Annotated in this window: 19 protein-coding genes; 14 read left to right on the top strand and 5 right to left on the bottom strand. The window is 69.2% G+C overall.

Going from position 1 to position 18713, the window contains the following annotated elements; all coding sequences use genetic code 11:
* The first annotated feature begins 37 nt into the window (after positions 1-37).
* Genes CFB40_RS16660 through CFB40_RS16650 form a run of 3 tightly spaced genes read left to right on the top strand, consistent with a single transcriptional unit; the run spans position 38 to position 2930 of the window.
* Positions 38-997 carry a complex I NDUFA9 subunit family protein gene (locus CFB40_RS16660; protein ID WP_089431823.1) on the top strand — a complete coding sequence of 320 codons (960 nt, stop codon included), beginning with the start codon at positions 38-40 and terminating at the stop codon, positions 995-997.
* A 47-nt stretch (positions 998-1044) separates the two neighbouring features.
* On the top strand, positions 1045-1692 hold the full coding sequence (locus CFB40_RS16655) for a glutathione S-transferase family protein (RefSeq protein WP_089426525.1): 648 nt from the start codon (positions 1045-1047) through the stop codon (positions 1690-1692).
* On the top strand, positions 1689-2930 hold the full coding sequence (locus CFB40_RS16650; RefSeq protein WP_089426524.1) for a multifunctional CCA addition/repair protein: 1242 nt from the start codon (positions 1689-1691) through the stop codon (positions 2928-2930). Before CFB40_RS16655 ends, CFB40_RS16650 begins: the two co-directional genes overlap by 4 nt.
* 112 nt (positions 2931-3042) lie before the next feature.
* Here CFB40_RS16650 and CFB40_RS16645 read toward each other — a convergent pair whose 3' ends face one another.
* Positions 3043-3828, bottom strand: a complete 786-nt coding sequence (locus CFB40_RS16645; protein ID WP_089431822.1) for a helix-turn-helix domain-containing protein — start codon at positions 3826-3828, stop codon at positions 3043-3045.
* Positions 3829-4263: 435 nt separating this feature from the next.
* Between CFB40_RS16645 and CFB40_RS16640 the strand changes: the two genes are divergently transcribed.
* Positions 4264-6114 carry a M24 family metallopeptidase gene (locus CFB40_RS16640; RefSeq protein WP_089431821.1) on the top strand — a complete coding sequence of 617 codons (1851 nt, stop codon included), beginning with the start codon at positions 4264-4266 and terminating at the stop codon, positions 6112-6114.
* Positions 6115-6133: 19 nt separating this feature from the next.
* Here the strand turns inward: CFB40_RS16640 and CFB40_RS16635 are convergent, their stop codons facing one another.
* The 4 genes from CFB40_RS16635 to flgA all read right to left on the bottom strand — a co-directional run bounded on the left by CFB40_RS16635 (position 6134) and on the right by flgA (position 9878).
* Positions 6134-7489 carry an SGNH/GDSL hydrolase family protein gene (locus CFB40_RS16635; protein WP_089431820.1) on the bottom strand — a complete coding sequence of 452 codons (1356 nt, stop codon included), beginning with the start codon at positions 7487-7489 and terminating at the stop codon, positions 6134-6136.
* Positions 7490-7655: 166 nt separating this feature from the next.
* Positions 7656-8096 (bottom strand): flagella synthesis protein FlgN, encoded by a 441-nt coding sequence (locus CFB40_RS16630; protein ID WP_089431819.1) that lies wholly within the window; start codon positions 8094-8096, stop codon positions 7656-7658.
* A 71-nt stretch (positions 8097-8167) separates the two neighbouring features.
* Positions 8168-8497, bottom strand: coding sequence for a flagellar biosynthesis anti-sigma factor FlgM (gene flgM / locus CFB40_RS16625; protein ID WP_089426519.1), 330 nt, complete (start codon positions 8495-8497; stop codon positions 8168-8170).
* A gap of 118 nt (positions 8498-8615) precedes the next feature.
* Complete coding sequence (gene flgA, locus CFB40_RS16620; RefSeq protein ID WP_089431818.1) at positions 8616-9878, bottom strand: flagellar basal body P-ring formation chaperone FlgA; 1263 nt, start codon at positions 9876-9878, stop codon at positions 8616-8618.
* A 204-nt stretch (positions 9879-10082) separates the two neighbouring features.
* On the opposite strand from flgA, the gene flgB reads away from it, so the two are divergent.
* From flgB to CFB40_RS16570, 10 genes are all read left to right on the top strand, one after another.
* Positions 10083-10571, top strand: coding sequence for a flagellar basal body rod protein FlgB (gene flgB, locus CFB40_RS16615; protein ID WP_039369170.1), 489 nt, complete (start codon positions 10083-10085; stop codon positions 10569-10571).
* Between the two features lie 40 nt (positions 10572-10611).
* Complete coding sequence (gene flgC / locus CFB40_RS16610; RefSeq protein WP_011353470.1) at positions 10612-11037, top strand: flagellar basal body rod protein FlgC; 426 nt, start codon at positions 10612-10614, stop codon at positions 11035-11037.
* Positions 11038-11099: 62 nt separating this feature from the next.
* A complete protein-coding gene (locus CFB40_RS16605) occupies positions 11100-11849 on the top strand; it encodes a flagellar hook assembly protein FlgD (protein ID WP_089431817.1) in 750 nt (249 codons plus the stop codon).
* A gap of 33 nt (positions 11850-11882) precedes the next feature.
* On the top strand, positions 11883-13124 hold the full coding sequence (gene flgE, locus CFB40_RS16600) for a flagellar hook protein FlgE (RefSeq protein ID WP_089426516.1): 1242 nt from the start codon (positions 11883-11885) through the stop codon (positions 13122-13124).
* A 19-nt stretch (positions 13125-13143) separates the two neighbouring features.
* On the top strand, positions 13144-13902 hold the full coding sequence (gene flgF / locus CFB40_RS16595; RefSeq protein WP_089426515.1) for a flagellar basal-body rod protein FlgF: 759 nt from the start codon (positions 13144-13146) through the stop codon (positions 13900-13902).
* A 34-nt stretch (positions 13903-13936) separates the two neighbouring features.
* Positions 13937-14725, top strand: a complete 789-nt coding sequence (gene flgG, locus CFB40_RS16590; RefSeq protein ID WP_089426514.1) for a flagellar basal-body rod protein FlgG — start codon at positions 13937-13939, stop codon at positions 14723-14725.
* 20 nt (positions 14726-14745) lie between these two features.
* Positions 14746-15438 carry a flagellar basal body L-ring protein FlgH gene (gene flgH / locus CFB40_RS16585; protein WP_089431816.1) on the top strand — a complete coding sequence of 231 codons (693 nt, stop codon included), beginning with the start codon at positions 14746-14748 and terminating at the stop codon, positions 15436-15438.
* A gap of 5 nt (positions 15439-15443) precedes the next feature.
* Complete coding sequence (locus tag CFB40_RS16580) at positions 15444-16622, top strand: flagellar basal body P-ring protein FlgI (RefSeq protein ID WP_089426671.1); 1179 nt, start codon at positions 15444-15446, stop codon at positions 16620-16622.
* The gene (gene flgJ, locus CFB40_RS16575; RefSeq protein ID WP_089431815.1) at positions 16623-17606 is read left to right on the top strand and encodes a flagellar assembly peptidoglycan hydrolase FlgJ; all 984 of its coding nucleotides are present in this window, start codon (positions 16623-16625) and stop codon (positions 17604-17606) included. It begins immediately after the preceding gene.
* A 220-nt stretch (positions 17607-17826) separates the two neighbouring features.
* A complete protein-coding gene (locus CFB40_RS16570; protein WP_089431814.1) occupies positions 17827-18582 on the top strand; it encodes a flagellar brake protein in 756 nt (251 codons plus the stop codon).
* Positions 18583-18713: the final 131 nt, after the last annotated feature.

Below are 18713 nucleotides of genomic sequence, written 5' to 3'. Positions count from 1 at the left end.
GCGCGAGACGCGGCAGTGTTCTTTTGAGGCTCACGACATGGATCGCCAGACCGTCGCGCTGCTGGGCGGCACCGGCTTCATCGGCAGCCGGCTCGTCAATGCGCTGATCGAATCCGGCAAGCAGGTGCGGATCGGCACGCGCCGGCGCGACCACGCGCGCCACCTGCAGATGCTGCCGGTCGAAATCGTCGAGCTCGACGCGCTCGACACGCGCACGCTCGCGCGCTTCGTCGCCGGTGCGCACGCGGCGATCAACCTGGTCGGCGTGCTGCACGGCGGCCGCGGCACGCCGTACGGGCCTGGCTTCGAGCGCGCGCACGTCACGCTGCCGGCCGCGCTCGCGACCGCCTGCACCGAGGTGGGCGTGCAGCGCGTGCTGCACATGAGCGCGCTCGGCGCCGATTCGCAGGGCGCGAGCATGTACCAGCGCTCGAAGGGCGACGGCGAGGCCGCGCTGCATGCGATCGCGGCGACCGATTCGCTCGCGCTGACGATCTTCCGCCCGTCGGTCGTGTTCGGCCCCGGCGATGCGTTCCTCAACACGTTCGCGAACCTGCAGCGCTCGGTGCCCGTGCTGCCGCTCGCGATGCCCGACGCGCGCTTCCAGCCGGTGTTCGTCGGCGATGTCGTGCGCGCGTTCGTCAACACGCTCGATCTCGCAGCCGCACACGGCAAGACCTACGAACTCGGCGGCCCGACCGTCTACACGCTCGAGCAGCTGGTGCGCTATTGCGGCACGCTGGTCGGCCGCCAGGCCCGCATCGTGCGGCTGCCCGACGCGCTTGCGCGGCTGCAGGCGAGCGTGTTCGAATGCCTGCCCGGCGAGCCCGTGCTCACGCGCGACAATCTCGCGACGATGTCGGTGCCGAACGTGCTGTCGGGGCCGCTCGCGCCGGAGCTCGGGATCTCGCCCGCGAGTCTCGAAAGCATCGCGCCCGCGTATCTCGGCCAGGCCGCGCAGCGCTCCCGGTTCGACTGGTTCCGCTCGCGCCGCTAGGCCGGCAACGTCCTCCTTTCCACCTTCGCGTTTTCCGGAACACCGTCATGAAACTCGTCATTGGAGACAAGAACTACTCGTCGTGGTCGATGCGCCCGTGGCTGCTGCTCGCGCATTTCGGCATCCCGTTCGACGAGATCGCGATCGAGCTGCGCCACGATGACACGGCCGCGCGCATTCGCGAGTATTCGCCGTCCGGCAAGGTGCCGTGCCTGGTCGACGACCACGGCGTCGCGATCTGGGATTCGCTCGCGATCGCCGAGACGCTCGCCGAACGCTATCCGCAGTTTCCGATGTGGCCGGCCGATCCGCTCGAGCGCGCGCATGCGCGCTGCGTCGCGGCCGAGATGCATTCGGGCTTCGCGGCGCTGCGCACGCAGATGGGCATGAACGTGCGCGCGTCGATGCCGGGGCGCGGCGCGACCCCCGACGCGCTCGCCGATGTCGCGCGCATCGATGCGCTGTGGAGCGCGTGTCTCGAGGCGTCGGGCGGGCCGTTCCTGTTCGGCGAATTCGGCATTGCCGATGCGATGTACGCGCCCGTCGTGATGCGCTTCAACACGTACGCGCCGGGCCTGTCGCCGGAAGCGGCCGGCTATGCGGCGCGCGTGACGGCGCTGCCGGCCGTGCAGCGCTGGATCGATGCCGCGCGCCGCGAAACGAACGTGATCGCCGAATACGAGCCTCAGCCATGAACATCTACGCAGTAGGCGGCGCCATCCGCGACGAACTGCTCGGCGTGCCCGTGCAGGACCGCGACTACGTGGTGGTGGGCGCGACCCCCGAGCAGATGGCCGCGCAGGGGTTCCGGCCGGTCGGCAAGGATTTCCCGGTATTCCTGCATCCGCGCACGCAGGAGGAGTACGCGCTCGCGCGCACCGAGCGCAAGACGGCCGCCGGCTATCACGGCTTCCAGTTCCATTACGCGCCGGACGTGACGCTCGACGAGGATCTCGCGCGGCGTGACCTGACGATCAACGCGATGGCGCGCGAGGTGAGCCCGGAGGGCGAGCTCGTCGGGCCCGTGATCGATCCGTTCGACGGGCAGGCCGACCTGCGCGCGCGCGTGTTCCGGCACGTGAGCGACGCGTTCGTCGAGGATCCGGTGCGGATCCTGCGGATCGCGCGCTTCGCCGCGCGGTTCGCGGATTTCACGGTCGCGGACGAAACGCTCGCGCTGATGCGGCGGATGGTCGAGGCGGGCGAGGTCGACGCGCTCGTGCCCGAGCGCGTGTGGCAGGAAATCGCGCGCGGGCTGATGGAGGCGAAGCCGTCGCGGATGTTCGCGGTGCTGCGTGAGTGCGGCGCGCTCGCGCGCATCCTGCCCGAGGTCGATGCGTTGTGGGGCGTGCCGCAGCGCGCCGACTACCACCCGGAAGTCGACACGGGCGTGCACGTGATGATGGTCGTCGACTATGCGGCGAAGCAGGGCTATTCGCTGCCGGTGCGCTTCGCGGCGCTCACGCACGATCTCGGCAAGGCGACGACGCCCGCCGACGTGCTGCCGCGCCACGTCGGCCACGAGGGGCGCAGCGTCGACCTGCTCAAGCCGTTGTGCGAGCGGCTGCGCGTGCCGAACGAATGCCGCGATCTCGCGCTGGTCGTCGCGCGCGAGCACGGCAACCTGCATCGCGTGATGGAGATGGGCGCGGCCGCGCTGGTGCGGCTGTTCGAGCGCAGCGACGCGCTGCGCAAGCCGGCGCGGTTCGCCGAGATGCTGCAGGCGTGCGAATCGGATGCGCGCGGGCGGCTCGGGCTCGACACCCAGCCGTATCCGCAGGCCGAGCGGCTGCGCGTTGCGCTCGCGGCCGCGCGCAGCGTCGACGCCGGCGCAATCGCGCGCGGCATCGGCAACGATACGGAGAAGATCAAGGACGCCGTGCATCGCGCACGGATCGAGGCCGTCGCGCACGCGCTCGAGATCGGCGAATAGGGCCGGCGAATAGGGCCGGCGAATAGGGGCGGCGAATAGGGGCGGCGAATAGGGTCGGCGAATAGGGCCGGCGGGAAGGGCGCGCGCCTTGCGTCTGCCTCCCCGGCAACCGTTACGACTTCTTCTTGCGCGCCGGCTTCGCGGCCGCCGGGCGTTTGCCGGCGGATGCGCGCGGCTTGGCCACGGCCTTCTTTTCCTTTCCCGCCGCGCCGGCGTCGCGCTCGCGTTCCGCCCGCTTGGGCGCCGGCCCACGGCGGCTCACGCGCGGCTCGCCCGGCGTCGCACTTGCGGCGGGCGCCGGCTTACCGACGTCCATCGTCGCCGACACGAACCCGGCGCCACGGTCGTCGAACAGCGGCAGCGTGCCGACCGCGATCACCTCGGCCGGCCCGTCGCCCACGTTGGCGACCCGATGCCGCTTGCGCGCGTCGAAGTGCAGCGAGTCGCCGGGCGACAGCGGGTAATCCTTCTTGCCGACCGTGTAGCAGATCCGGCCGGCCAGCACGTACACGAATTCGTCGCCGCCGTGCGCGACCCATTCCGAGCGGTAGCCTTCCATCATCTGCACCTTGAGCGCGTTGATCTGGCTGCCGTCGAACGTGGTGGAGAGGCGTTCGTACCACTGCGACCTGGCGTCGAGCGCGTACGGCTTGCGGCGACCCTCGTACGAATCGGGCTGGGCCTGACGCGGCTGGTCGATCAGCGCGCCGAGCGGCACGCCGAGTGCCTTCGCGACGTTGACGAGCGACGACAGCGAGATGCCCGTGAGGTGGCGCTCGACCTGGGACAGGAACCCGACCGACAGCTTCGCCTCGGTCGCGACTTCCAGCAGCGTCTTCTTCGCTTCCCGGCGCAGGCGGCGAATGCGCTGGCCGATACGCATGATGTCTGAATCCATGAATCTCTTTCGTGACAACGAGTCGGGAGGCGAGCGGACGGGCGGTGCAGTCGCCGGACGGTGATTTCCGCGCCTCGCACGAAGCACGGCCGTCGGGACGGCGATGCCGGCGCATTGTACCGCGCCGTGTCGCCGGGCGAATTCATGTGGCGTTGTGCCGGGATGCGCAGGCGCCGCGCCGATTTTAGCCCTACGAAAATTTTAGCTTGACCTCAATTTCGGCGTGCTCTAGATTCTGTCGCGCGTATCAAAAAAAGTTAAGTGGGACGAAAATTTTTTCAAGGACTGCTGCCGGAACGGCACGGCGGTCCGGCGCCGTGCCGCGCCGGGCCGAACGTCCACCTGCAGCGGCGCCGTGCCGCATCAGGCCTGCCTCGGGCCTGCACCCCGCCGCGTCACCGCCGGCCGCCGACAACAATGCATAACGGGCTTCCGATGATCGATCGACTGAAATACAGCTTCTCCGGCCTTCCCCCGTACGACGCATCCGTCGTCGACACGCAGGCGGGCCTGTCGCGCCTGCTCGATGCGGCGCGGCTCGACGCGGTGCTGGTCACGTCGCAGGACGAATACGTGACCGAGTACCTGCCGCTCGCCAACAATCCGCGCTATGCGGTGTCGGGTTTCGACGGCTCGGCCGGCTGCGGGATCTTCCTGAGCGCGGCGACCGCGCAGGCACTCGATCTGCCCCCGTTCGTGCTGTTCGTCGACGGCCGCTATCACCTGCAGGCCGAGCAGCAGTGCGATCCGGCGCGCGTGCGCATCGAGAAGCTCGGGATGAACGTGACGATCTGGCAGGCGATGGCCGACTGGCTGGTCGCGCACGGCAGCCGGCTCGCGCGGGTCGGCTACGACGCGCGGCGGGTCAGCGTCGCGCAGCGCGATCGTCTGTTCGAACAGACGCAGGCCGCGTCGCTCGACTGGACGAGCCTCGTCGACCGGGAGATCGATCGCGCGATCGCGCTGCCGGGCTGGGGCGTCGAGCGGCCGATCTTCGAAGTGCCGGAATCGGCGACCGGCCTGAGCGTTGCGCAGAACCTCGACACGCTGAACCGCCGGCTCGCCGCGCATACCGGCGCGCCGGACGGCAAGACCGCGTTCTTCACCTGCGCGTCGGACGATCTCGCGTACCTGCTGAACAGCCGCGGCTATCACATCCCGAATGCGTCGTCGCACCTCGGCTTCCTGTTCGCGGTCGGCGGCCAGGTGGCGTTGTTCCTGCCGGAAGGCTGCGACCGCTGCGAGGTCACGCTCGCGTCGTATCCGGCGCTGCACGTGATCCGGCGCGATGTCGCGGCGCTCGAGCGCTTTCTCGCGCAGTTCGACGTCGAGCACGTGTGCTACGGCTTCGAGTCGGTGAACTGCGCGCTCGTCGACGCAGTGAAGCGGGTGTGGCCGCACGCGCGGCAGGCCGACTTCAACCCGGTCGAGGCGATGCGGGCCAGCAAGACGCCGGCGGTGCTCGACCAGTTCCGCGACGCGTTCGCGCGCAGCTCCGCGGCGATCGCCGAGACGATGCGCTGGGCGAAGGCCGGCGAGCCGGGCACCCGCCACACCGAATACGATCTGGCTCGCACGATCAACGACGCGTACGGCGCACGCTCGGCGGTGGCGCTGACGTTTCCGTCGATCGCGGCGAACGGCGCGAACAGCGCGTTCGCGCATTACACCGCGGCGAGCGCGGACGTCGAGCTGACGGAAGGCGAACTCGTGCTGCTCGACAGCGGCGCGTACTACGAAGCCGGCTTCGCGACGGACTGCACCCGTGTGGTGCTGCGCCGGACCCGGCCGGAAACGGTCGCGCAGCCGTGGCAGCGCGAGATCTACACGGTCGCGCTGAAGGCCTGCATCAAGGGGCTCGTCACGCGCTTTCCGAGCGACGCGACGGGCGGCGACGTCGATGCGCTCGTGCGGCAGGTGTGCCGCGACCACGGCCACGATTTCGGCCACGGCACCGGGCACGGCGTCGGGATCCACGTGCACGAGGGCGGCGTGCGGTTCGCGCCGGGCGCCAAGTACGGGCTCGTGCCGAATGCGGTGATCTCGGTCGAGCCGGGCATCTATGTGCCGGGCAAGGGCGGCGTGCGGATCGAGAACATCGTGATCATCCGCCAAGACGACGCGCAGCCGGACACCGTCACGTTCGAGAACATCGTGACGGTCGGCTACGACTGGGACCTGATCGATCTCGACCTGCTGGACGACGACGAGCGCGCGTACCTGCGCGACTACGAGCGGCTGTGCGTGGAGCGCGGCACGCAGGTCACCGCGTGTCCGCTGCTGTAGGCACGGCCGCCCGCGCCGGTCAGTTCAGCAGGCGTGCCCGCACGAACGGCGCGATCCGCTCGGCGAGCCACGCGTGCGTGCGCGTGGTCGGGTGCAGCGTGTCCCAGAACACGAAGCGCGCCGGGTCACGGCAGTCCGCACGCGGCGTCTGCGCGCCCAGGTAGGTGAGCGACGACGGTTTCGGGATGTCGAGGCACGAACGCTTCGCATCGTCGAAGCCATACTGGGCCGGGTGGCTCAGCAGGTCGTCGAACAACGCATACGCATCGAACACCTCGAGCCGCAACGTCGCGCCGTAGCGGGCGCGCAGCGCGGCGGCCGCGTCCGCGAGGCGCTGGTTGTAGTCCTTCACCTGCGCGGCAACGCTCGCGGTGTCGGTGCGGGTCGCGAACACCGGCGCGCGCGACACGTCCGGCAGCGTGACGAGCATGATCCGCGTCGCGCCGGCCGCGGCGAGCCGCTCGAGGCTGTCGCGCACCGCATTCGCCGCCTGTTCGGGCGAGCGCCCGTAGTTCACCAGGTCGTTGCCGCCCGCGAACACCGCGAACAGCGTGTTGGCGGGCCGGTACTCCGGCGCGCGATCCATGTATTCGCGCCACGAATCGATCTGCTGCACGAGGCCCGGCACGACGAGGTACTGGTCGGTCGCCGCGCCACCGATCGCCCAGTTGTAGAACGGCAGCCGCAACGCGTTCGCGAGATATTCGGCCCACACCGGGCCGTTGCTGAAGCGCCCCGCATTCCAGCTCGTGCCGTTCGGCAGCTTCCACTGGCTCGCGTTGAACATGTTCTGGGTGTCGGACAGGCTGTCGCCGAACACGATCAGCTTGTTGACGCGCGCGTCCTGCTGCGCGGCGTCGATGGTCCACACCGTGTAGTTGAACGACAGCGCGTTGTTCGCCGCGACCGCCTGCACGAGGTCGGTCTTGATGCCTTTCGCGGCCAGCGTCTTGCGGCACACGTCGGCGAGCGTGTCCTGCGGCGTCGTGCTGTAGAACATGTTCTTCCACTGCGTGATGCCGTCCGCCCACCAGTAGCCGGACACGCGATACCAGTCGCCGCCGGCCGGGTTGCGCGCCCATTCGTAGGTCGCGGCCGGCTTCAGCGGGTCCGCGTCGATCCGGTACCAGCAGCGCAGGTACGTGTAGGTGTCGGAGCCGCGGCGGGACGCGCGCGGCGTGGCGCCTGGCGGGCTCGATGCGGACGGCGGCACGACGTCGGGGCCGGCCGGCGACAGCGACATGTCGCCCGTCGGCGTGGGCAGCGGCGCGGGGCCGGCGGCCTGTGCGACGGGGAGCGTCAAGGCGGCGCCCAGCGTGGCGACAGCGGACACGGCGGCGACGCGGGATGAAAACGGAATGCGGAAATATGGCATGCGGCCCTCTTCTGATTGTTGTGACGGGACGGCGCGCGGCTGCGCGACCGTGTATCGGAAGGGACCGTGGGTGCCGGGCTCGGGCCCGGTCTGTCGAAACGTGGCGTGCCGCGAACGGCGGGGAGAGTACGGTGGCGGCGCTGCCGCCGATCAGTCAGTCAGTGCTTCAGCGCGTGAGGGCCGACACACGGCCGTCGGCGCCGTAGATGCCGGCCGGCGCGGGCGCCGAGCGCAGTACCGCGAGCGCGCGCTCGTTGTAGTCCATCCGGATCCGGATCAGCATCCCGTTGTTCGCATTGGCCTGGCGCGCGCGTTCGGCGGACTGCTGCAGCAACTGCCAGCGGCCGGCGAGGCGGGCATCGCGCTCGGCGGCCTGGTCCATCCCCTTCTTGCCGGCCGGAAAGCCGAGTGCGGAAAGCTGGGTGTCGCGCGTGCGTTCGAGCTGCGCGAGCCGGTCGATCAGCTCGCTTTTCTTCTCGACGATCCCGGGCAGCATCTCGAGCGGCTGCGCCATCGTCAGCGCCTTTTCCTCGTACGCAAGCAGGGACGCGAACGCTTCGACCGTCGCGTGTTCGTCGTTGACCGTGGCCAGCAGCTCTTCTCTCATCGCGTCATGCTCGTCGCGCCGGCGCGGGTAGCGCCGGCAAACCGGGGGGGGCGCGCCTCGCGAGGCCCGCTTCAGTTGCCCGGGCGCTGCTGCTGCAGCAGCTCTCGGGCGGTATTCAATACGCCGTCGGCGATCTTGTTCGCGTCGATCGTCAGCGTGCCGTTGTTCAGCGCGTCCTTGATCGACTGGACCAGGCCCGTGTCGATATCGCCGTTGCCGGACGCGGATACCGAGCGCAACTGGCCGGACAGACCCGACAGGTTCACGCTCCGGTCGCCGCCGGTCGACCCCGCATCGGCCGCCTGCGCGGACGAAGACGAGGCCGTGCCGGATTGCGCACGGGTCGCGCCGTTGCCGGTCGGCGCCAGGGGGCTCGGGTTCGGAGTGGAATCGATCTTCACGATGGGTTTCCTGTTCGGTTTGACCCAGATAACGGCCGGGTCGGCCCGAACTTTAGCATCGCGAGCCCGAAATGCTCCGAATAAACAATTCTTTACATTCTTGCCGTGAGATCCGTCCCTATAGCGGAATTTCCACGGTGCCGGCGTCCTTGACGATCGCCGTGACGATCTGCCCCGCCGCCATCCGTACCCGCACCGACTGGCCGGGCGCCGCATTCGCCAGCGCGCTGCCCTCGGCCGAAATCGTGAAACCGGGCCCGGCCGCGACCACCCGCACCGTCTGGCCGGCCGACACCGACGCCGCGCTCTTCAGCAGGTCCTGCCGCAGCGGCAGCCCGGCCGAGATGCGCGCGAGCGCGGTCGCGCCGATCGCCTGCGCCGGATCGGTGATCACCGCGAGCGGCAGCACCGTCAGGTCGCCGTCGCGGGCGACCAGGTCGGCCGCGGAAAGCGGCTCGCCGGGCGCGATCTGGCGCGCGGCGACGTAGTAGGTGGCCTGCACGGTGACTTTCGCCTGCAGGTAGACGGTCCACGGCCGCTCACCCGCGCAGCGCACGCCGACCGTCGTGCGGCCCCACAGGCGCGCGCCGGTCGGCATGAACGGCTCGAGCGTCGTGCACGCGGCGAGCCCGCGCGGAAACGCGGTCGTGACCGTCGTGGTGGTCTTGCCGGGCAGGCCCGCGACCTGCTGCTGCAGGAAGGCGAGGGCCGTGCGGCGGATCGACTCGGGATCCTGCTGGCTGGGCGGTGTCGCGGGCTGGGCCGCGGTGGCGGCATTGGCCGCCGGGGTGGGGTTCGCGGAAACCGGGACGGCGCGCGGCGCCGGCGCGGCGGACGCGGCGCGAGCCGCCGCCAGGCGCGCGGTCATCGCCGGCTGCGGGGCCGGCCGTACGGGATTCGATGCGGGTTCGGCCGTGCCGGCGACGACCGTCGCGATCGCGTTCGGATCGGCGGCGCGCCGCGCGCCATATCCGGTTCCGGCATTCATGCGGGCGGCTGCATAGACAGGGCGCGGCGCTGCGGCTGGCGCAGGAGCCGGCGGCGGGACGGTCGTCACGACCATCGTGCCGGCCGGTTGCGCCGCGTAGCCGGCGCCGGACGCGCCGGCGGCACCCGCACCCGCGCCGCTCGCGGCACGACCCGTGTCCGGCGCCAGGCCCGAACCCGGCGCCGTCGCCGCATTCCCGCCGAACTGCCCGCCGCTCGCCGCATTGGCGTGCGCGAGCGCGGTTTCGGCCGTCTCGCCGCGCCCCGGAATCACGATCATCGCGTCGTCCGCGTGCGCGGCCGGGGCGGCGATCCACAGCGCCGCGGCGAGCGCAAACGCACGCCGGACGTGCGTGAGCCGCCCGTTCCTTCCGCGAAGTGCGCTGCCAGTCATCGCCGTATCCCCGATCCGTTGCTCCGCTTCGCATTCTAGGGAGCGGGGCGGTCGCGCAAACGATGAATAGAGGGGGCCTTTGCCGCGTTATTCGCCCGATTGCCGGTTGCGTCCGACGCCTACCATCGCTGTCATGGAAAAAAGCCTCTCGAGTCGCCATCCGGCGCGAGGGGCGTGCAGCGCTTCATACGGAGAGACGCACACATGCTGGACAAACTCGATGCGGAATTCGCGTTCGGCCGACAGGCGCTGGACGTGCGCGCCTACCGGCAGGAGCTGCTGTCGTCGAACATCGCGAACTCCGACACGCCCGGCTACCAGGCCCGCGACGTCGATTTCGCGTCGACGCTCGCACGCTCGCTGAAGCAGGCGGGCGGCGGCCTCGCGCCGAGCAACGCGGCGCAACTGCCGATGGCGCAACCGGCCGGCGTGACGAACGGGATGTCGATGGTGTCGACGGCGGCGGGCCACATGGCCGGCACCGCGAAGCTGATCCCGACGGGCGGCCCGTCGGACGACTACGGCCGTGCGCAGTACCGGATGCCGCTGCAGCCGGCGCTCGACGGCAACACGGTCGATCTCGACGTCGAGCGCGTGCAGTTCGCGAACAACGCGCTGCACTACCAGACCGGGATGACCGTGATGACCCAGCAGATCAAGGCGATGATCGCCGCGATCACGTCGAACCAGTGATGGCGCGCACCGCCGCCGAATCCGAGCAAAAGGAGCTTCCATGCCTTCGTTGATGAACATCTTCGGCGTCGCCGGCTCGGCGCTGTCCGCGCAGTCGCAGCGCCTGAACGTCACCGCGTCGAACCTCGCGAACGCCGACAGCGCGACCGGCCCCGACGGCAAGCCGTACAAGGCCAAGCAGGTCGTGTTCGCGACCGACCCGATCGGCGGCGCGCGCACCGCGTCCGGCCAGGGCGTGGGCGGCGTGCGCGTGACGAAGGTGATGGACGACCCGTCGCCGATGAAGTCGACCTACGACCCGTCGAACCCGGCCGCCGATTCGAACGGCTACGTGCAGATGCCGAACGTCGATCCGGTGCAGGAGATGGTGAACATGATCTCGGCATCGCGCTCGTACCAGGCCAACGTCGAGACGCTGAACACCGCGAAGACGCTGATGCTCAAGACGCTGACGATCGGCTCGTAAGCCGCGCCGACCGACCTTACCGACCCGACAGTTCCGACAGTTCCGACAGAAGGCCACCCAGGATGACTTCCTCCAACACGACGATCGGCAGCAACGGCACCAACGTGTCGAACCTGCCGACCGACACGATGAACACCAACAAAGTGTCGTCGACCAACGGCACGTCGGCGAGCGACCTGCAGGCGACGTTCCTGAAGCTGCTCGTCACGCAGCTGCAGAACCAGGATCCGACCAGCCCGGTCGACAGCTCGCAGATGACGTCGCAGCTCGCGCAGATCAACACGGTGAGCGGCATCGCGCAGCTGAACACGTCGCTCACGTCGCTGTCTTCGCAGCTCACGGCCGGCCAGCAGACGCAGGCCGCGCTGCTGATCGGCACGAACGTGCTCGCGCCGGGCAACGCGGTCGCGGTGAAGAGCGGCGCGGCGTCGCCGTTCGGCGTGTCGCTCGCGAATTCGGTGTCGAACCTGACGATCACCGTGAAGAACGCGGCGGGCACCGTGGTGAACACGATCAACGCGGGCGCGCAGTCGGCCGGCACCGTGCCGTTCAACTGGACGCCGACCGACGCGGCGGGCAACGCCCTGCCGGACGGCAAGTACACCGTCAGCGCGTCGTACACCGACAGCAACGGCACGCCGCAGCCGGCCACGACGCTCGCGGCGTCGACCGTGCAGAGCGTGATCAAGCAGGCGGACGGCACGGCGGGGCTCGTGCTGTCGAACGGCACGACCGTGGGGCTGACCCAGGTCGCGTCGATTTTCCCGAACACCGCGTCGTCGCCATCCGGCAGCGGCACCACCTCCAACTGATACTGATCGAGCAATCTCGAAACGGAGACCGAAATGGGTTATCAACAGGGTCTGAGCGGCCTCGCGGGTGCATCGAACGCGCTCGACGTGATCGGCAACAACATCGCGAACGCGAACACGGTCGGCTTCAAGTCGAGCACCGCGCAGTTCGCCGACATGTATGCGAACTCGGTCGCGACGTCGACCAACACGCAGATCGGTATCGGCACGTCGCTGAACGCGGTGCAGCAGAACTTCGGCCAGGGCACGATCAACACGACGAGCTCGTCGCTCGACGTCGCGATCAACGGCAACGGCTTCTTCCAGATGTCGAACAACGGCGTGACGACCTACTCGCGCGACGGCACGTTCCAGCGCGACAAGAACGGCTTCATCGTCGACTCGCAGGGCCGTAACCTGATGGGCTACGCAGCCAACGGGGGCGGCGTGATCAACACCGCGCAGACCGTGCCGCTGCAGGCGCCGACGACCAACATCGCGCCGACCGCGACGACCAAGATCGCCGCGCAGTTCAACCTGAACTCGCAGGACACGGTGCCGGCCAAGACGCCGTTCAGCGCGACCGACAACACGACCTACAACTACTCGACGTCGATCCAGGTGTACGACTCGCTCGGCGGTTCGCAGGCGGTCAACATGTACTTCGTGAAGTCCGCGGCCGGCACGTGGGAAGCGTACGCGGGCGTGCAGGGCGGCGCCACGTCGGATCTCGGCACGGTCACGTTCGACGCGTCGGGCGCGATCAAGAGCACGACCACGGGCACGCCGCCCGCGCCGACCACGTCGGTCGGCCAGTTCCAGTTCACGGTGCCGAACACCGACGGCTCGGCGACGCCGCAGAGCCTCACGCTCGACCTGACCGGCACGACGCAGTACGGAGGCAAGAACGGCGTGAACAACCTCGCGCAGGACGGCTACGCGAGCGGCACGCTGACGACCTACACGATCGGCGCCGACGGCAAGCTGACCGGCAACTACTCGAACGGCCAGACCGCCGTGCTCGGCCAGATCGCGCTCGCGAACTTCAACAACCCGAACGGGCTGGTGAGCCTCGGCGGCAACCAGTACGCGGAAAGCTCCGCGTCGGGCGTGCCGCAGATCTCGGCGCCGGGCAGCACGAACCACGGCAAGCTGCAGGGCAGCGCGCTGGAAAACTCGAACGTCGACCTCACGTCGCAGCTCGTCAACCTGATCACCGCGCAGCGCAACTACCAGGCGAACGCGCAGACGATCAAGACGCAGCAGGCCGTCGACCAGACGATCATCAACCTGTAAGCGCGGACAACGGGCAGCCATGGACCGACTGATCTACACGGCGATGACGGGTGCGTCGCAGTCGCTCGACCAGCAGGCGGTGGTCGCGAACAACCTCGCGAACGCGTCGACGACGGGCTTTCGCGCGCAGCTCGCGACGTATCGCGCGGTGCCGATGAATTTCGGCGACGGCAGCACGAGCGACCCGACGACGACGCGCACCTACGTGCTCGCGTCGACGCCCGGCGCCGACTACACGCCCGGTCCGATCACGCGCACCGGCAACCCGCTCGACGTCGCCGTGCAGGGCGCGGGCTGGCTGGCGGTGCAGGCGGCCGACGGCAGCGAGGCGTACACGCGCGCCGGCAACCTGCACGTCGACGAGAACGGCCAGCTCGTCAACGCGAGCAACCTGCCGGTGGTCGGCAATGGCGGCCCGATTTCGGTGCCGCCGAACGCGGAAGTGACGATCGGCAAGGACGGCACGATTTCCGCGCTGATGCCGGGCGACCCGCCGACGGCGGTCGCGATCGTCGACCAGATGAAGCTCGTGAACCCCGACCCGGCCACGCTCACGCGCGGCAACGACGGGCTGTTCCGCACCGCCGACGGCAATCCGGCCGACGCCGACCCGAACGTGGTCGTCACGCCGAATTCGCTCGAAGGCAGCAACGTCAACCCGGTGACCGCGATGGTCGCGATGATCGACAACGCGCGCGCGTTCCAGCTTCAGTCGAAGCTGATCCAGACGGCCGACCAGAACGAGCAGACGGCGAACCAGCTGCTCAATTTCAGCTGAGCGCCCGCGCCAGCCTACGCAGGAGACCTGATAAATGAACCGTTCGCTCTACATCGCCGCCACCGGCATGAATGCGCAGCAAGCGCAGATGGACGTGATTTCGAACAACCTCGCGAACACCAGCACGAACGGCTTCAAGGCGTCGCGCGCGGTGTTCGAGGATCTGCTGTACCAGACCATCCGCCAGCCGGGCGCGAACTCGACGCAGCAGACGGAATTGCCGTCGGGCCTGCAGCTCGGCACCGGCGTGCAGCAGGTCGCGACCGAGCGCCGGTACACGCAGGGCGGCCTCACGCAGACCGGCAACGCGAAGGACGTCGCGATCAACGGCGCCGGCTTCTTCCAGGTGGTGATGCCGGACGGCACGAACGCCTACACACGCGACGGCGCGTTCCAGACCAACGCGCAGGGCCAGCTCGTCACGTCGAGCGGCTACCAGGTCCTGCCGGCGATCACGATCCCGCAGAACGCGACGTCGCTGACCATCGGCAAGGACGGCGTCGTGACGGTCACGCAGGCGGGCTCGACCAATTCGGTGCAGATCGGCTCGCTGCAGGTCGCGACCTTCATCAACCCGGCCGGCCTCGAGGCGCGCGGCGAGAACCTGTTCTCCGAGACGACGTCGTCGGGCGCGCCGAACGTATCGCAACCGGGGCTGAACGGCGCGGGCACGCTCAACCAGAACTATGTCGAAGCGTCGAACGTGAACGTCGTGCAGGAGCTCGTCAACATGATCCAGACGCAGCGTGCCTACGAGATCAACAGCAAGGCCGTGACGACGTCCGACCAGATGCTGCAGACCGTCACGCAGATGAAGAGCTAACCGGAACACCCGCCGTCGCCATGAAGCAGGTTCGCCTCCTCCCGTCAGCCACCTTCCGCGCCGCATGCGCGGTCGCGGTGGCGGCGTTCGCCGCCGGTTGCGCGCAGATTCCGCGCGATCCGATCATCCAGCAGCCGATGACGGCGCAGCCGCCGACGCCGATGTCGATGCAGGCGCCCGGCTCGATCTACAACCCCGGCTACGCGGGGCGGCCGCTCTTCGAGGATCAGCGTCCGCGCAACGTCGGCGACATCCTGACGATCATGATCGCGGAGAACATCAACGCGACCAAGTCGTCGGGCGCGAACACGAACCGGCAGGGCAACACCGACTTCAACGTGCCGACGGCCGGCTTCCTCGGCGGGCTGTTCGCGAAGGCGAACCTGTCGGCGGCCGGCAACAACAAGTTCGCGGCGACCGGCGGCGCCAGCGCGGCGAACACGTTCAACGGCACGATCACGGTGACCGTCACCAACGTGCTGCCGAACGGCAACCTCGTGGTCAGCGGCGAGAAGCAGATGCTGATCAACCAGGGCAACGAATTCGTGCGCTTCTCGGGTGTCGTGAACCCGAACACGATCTCGGGCGCGAACTCCGTCTACTCGACGCAGGTCGCCGACGCGAAGATCGAATACTCGTCGAAGGGCTACATCAACGAAGCCGAGACGATGGGCTGGCTGCAGCGTTTCTTCCTCAACATCGCGCCGTGGTGATGACGATGCAGAAGACGCTTCTCGACCGCCTCTCGGCCCGCGCGCATGCCGCCGCGCGGCTCGCCGTCGCGCTCGTGGCGATGGCCTGCGCATTCGGCGCGGCGCCCGCGCACGCGGAGCGCCTGAAGGATCTCGCGCAGATCCAGGGCGTGCGCGACAACCCGCTGATCGGCTATGGCCTCGTCGTCGGCCTCGACGGCACGGGCGACCAGACGATGCAGACGCCGTTCACCACGCAGACGCTCGCGAACATGCTCGCGAACCTCGGCATCTCGATCAACAACGGGTCGGCCAACGGCGGCGCGTCGCAGCTGAGCAACATGCAGCTGAAGAACGTCGCGGCCGTGATGGTGACCGCCACGCTGCCGCCGTTCGCGCGGCCGGGCGAGGCGCTCGACGTCACCGTGTCGTCGCTCGGCAACGCGAAGAGCCTGCGCGGCGGCACGCTGCTGCTGACGCCGCTGAAAGGCGCGGACGGCCAGGTCTACGCGCTCGCGCAGGGCAACATGGCGGTCGGCGGCGCCGGCGCCAGCGCGAACGGCAGCCGCGTGCAGGTGAACCAGCTCGCGGCCGGCCGGATCGTCGGCGGCGCGATCGTCGAGCGTTCGGTGCCGAACGCGATCGCGCAGATGAACGGCGTGCTGCAGCTGCAACTGAACGACATGGACTACGGCACCGCGCAGCGGATCGTGTCCGCGGTCAACTCGAGCTTCGGCCCGGGCACCGCGACGGCGCTCGACGGCCGCACGATCCAGCTCGCCGCGCCGGCCGATTCGGCGCAGCAGGTCGCGTTCATGGCGCGGCTGCAGAACCTCGACGTCAGCCCGGACAAGGCCGCGGCGAAGGTGATCCTGAACGCGCGCACCGGCTCGATCGTGATGAACCAGATGGTCACGCTGCAGAGCTGCGCGGTCGCGCACGGCAACCTGTCGGTCGTGGTCAACACGCAGCCGGTCGTGTCGCAGCCGGGGCCGTTCTCGAACGGGCAGACGGTGGTGGCGCAGCAGTCGCAGATCCAGCTGAAGCAGGACAACGGCGCGCTGAAAATGGTGACGGCCGGCGCGAATCTCGCCGACGTCGTGAAGGCGCTGAACACGCTCGGCGCGACGCCCGCGGACCTGATGTCGATCCTGCAGGCGATGAAGGCCGCCGGCGCGCTGCGCGCCGACCTGGAGATCATCTAAATGGCAGCCAGTCTCCCGAACGCGAACGACCTCACGCAGCGCTTTGCGCTCGACGTGCAGGGTTTCGACGCCCTGCGCGAGCAGGCGAAGCAATCGCCGCGGGCCGGCGCGAAGGCGGTCGCCGGCCAGTTCGACGCGATGTTTACGCAGATGATGCTCAAGAGCATGCGCGACGCATCGCCCGACGGCGGGCTGTTCGATTCGCATACGTCGAAGATGTACACGTCGATGCTCGACCAGCAGCTCGCGCAGCAGATGTCGACGCGCGGGATCGGCGTGGCCGACGCGCTGATGAAGCAGCTGCTGCGCAATGCGGGGCAGGGCGCGGGCAGCGATTCGGCGGCCGACGTCGGCGCGGCCGGGCTGGGCGCGGCCGGCTTCGGCGCGTCCGGCAACGAAGGTGGCCTCGCCGCGATGAACGCGATGGCGAAGGCCTACGCGAACTCGGCCAACAACGGCGGGCTCGCCGGCACGCGCGGCTATTCGGCCGGCAGCGCGCTGACGCCGCCGCTGAAGGGCGCGAGCGGCGTGCAGGACGCCGACGCGTTCGTCGACCGGCTCGCGGCCCCCGCGCAGGCGGCCAGCGCGTCGACCGGCATCCCGGCGCGCTTCATCGTCGGCCAGGCCGCGCTCGAATCGGGCTGGGGCAAGCGCGAGATCCGCGCGACCGACGGCTCGACGAGCTACAACGTGTTCGGCATCAAGGCGACCAAGGGCTGGACCGGCCGCACGGTGTCGGCGCTGACCACGGAATACGTGAACGGCACGCCGCGCCGCGTGGTCGCGAAATTCCGCGCGTACGATTCGTACGAGCACGCGATGACCGATTACGCGAACCTGCTGAAGAACAACCCGCGCTACTCGGGCGTGCTGAGCGCGAGCCGCAGCGTCGAAGGCTTCGCGCACGGGATGCAGAAGGCCGGCTACGCGACCGACCCGAACTACGCGAAAAAGCTGATCTCGATCATGCAGCAGATCGGCTGACGGCCCCCGTCGGCTCCCGCCTGTTGCACCCTCTGGACCGCGCCCGGCAGCCCGCCGCGCGCGGTTTCAACGTTTGCGCGAAAAAAATCCCCAATTCGATCTAAACTTTCGGTCAGCACTGCCGCTAAGTGTGAGAGACCTGCGACCGGGCCCCCGTTCTGGCCCGGTTTTATTGCGCACCGGTTGCCCGGGCGCCCATGACAAGAATGACCGGCTAGCCATGAATATCGAAACGTCGACGGACCCCAGCCTGGATGCAGGCCACTCCGGGCCCGACTATGCCCGCCGCAATCCGCTGGAAATCGGCGTGCAGCTGCGCAACCTCGTCAATCGCGGCGATTTCCTGACCGTCCAGTACCCGGGCGGCCAGCTCGTCACGCGCCTGCTCGAGGTGGATGTCGGTGCGCGGACGTTTACGTTCGACTGGGGTGCGTTGGCGGAGCAGAACGCCAGCATCCTCGGCGCGTCCCACTGTACGTTCGCGGCCGCGCCGGAGGGCGTGCGCGTCGAATTCTCCACGGGCACGCCGCGCGAGACGCGCTACGAGGGGCTGCCCGCGTTCGTCGCCGATTTCCCCGACGTCCTGATGTGCATCCAGCGCCGCGAATATTTCCGCGTCGATGCGCCGATCGTCGATCCGTTCCTGTGCCGCGGCAAGCTGCCGGACGGCGAAAGCTTCCTGTTCGAGGTGCATAACCTGTCGCTCGGCGGCGTGGGGCTGCGCACGGCCGACGAACGCGTCGAGGCGCTCGAGGTCGGCACGCTGCTGCCCGACGTCGAGCTCGAGCTGACCGGCCACGGCAAGCTGTCGCTCGACCTGCAGCTCGTGTCGCAGCGTTCGACGCAGATGCCGAACGGGTCGCGGCGCTACCAGCTCGGCTTCCGCTACATGTCGCTGCCGGGCAGCGCGGAGAACACGCTGCAGCGGCTGATCACGCAGCTCGAGATGAAGCGCCGCTCGCTCGCGCGGGCCTGACGCGCAAGCGGCGGCCGACCCCGCCCGGGGCGGCCCGCACGGCGTTTGCGGCACCCTCGGCCGCACGCCTGAACCGGCGACGCGCACGTGCGCGTCGCGCGTGCATTTTTTCCTCAATTTTTTCGATCGGC

Origin of the sequence: Burkholderia sp. AU31652, from assembly GCF_002223155.1 — a bacterium.
Classification (GTDB): domain Bacteria; phylum Pseudomonadota; class Gammaproteobacteria; order Burkholderiales; family Burkholderiaceae; genus Burkholderia.
This window is presented reverse-complemented; position numbering and strand designations above follow the sequence as displayed.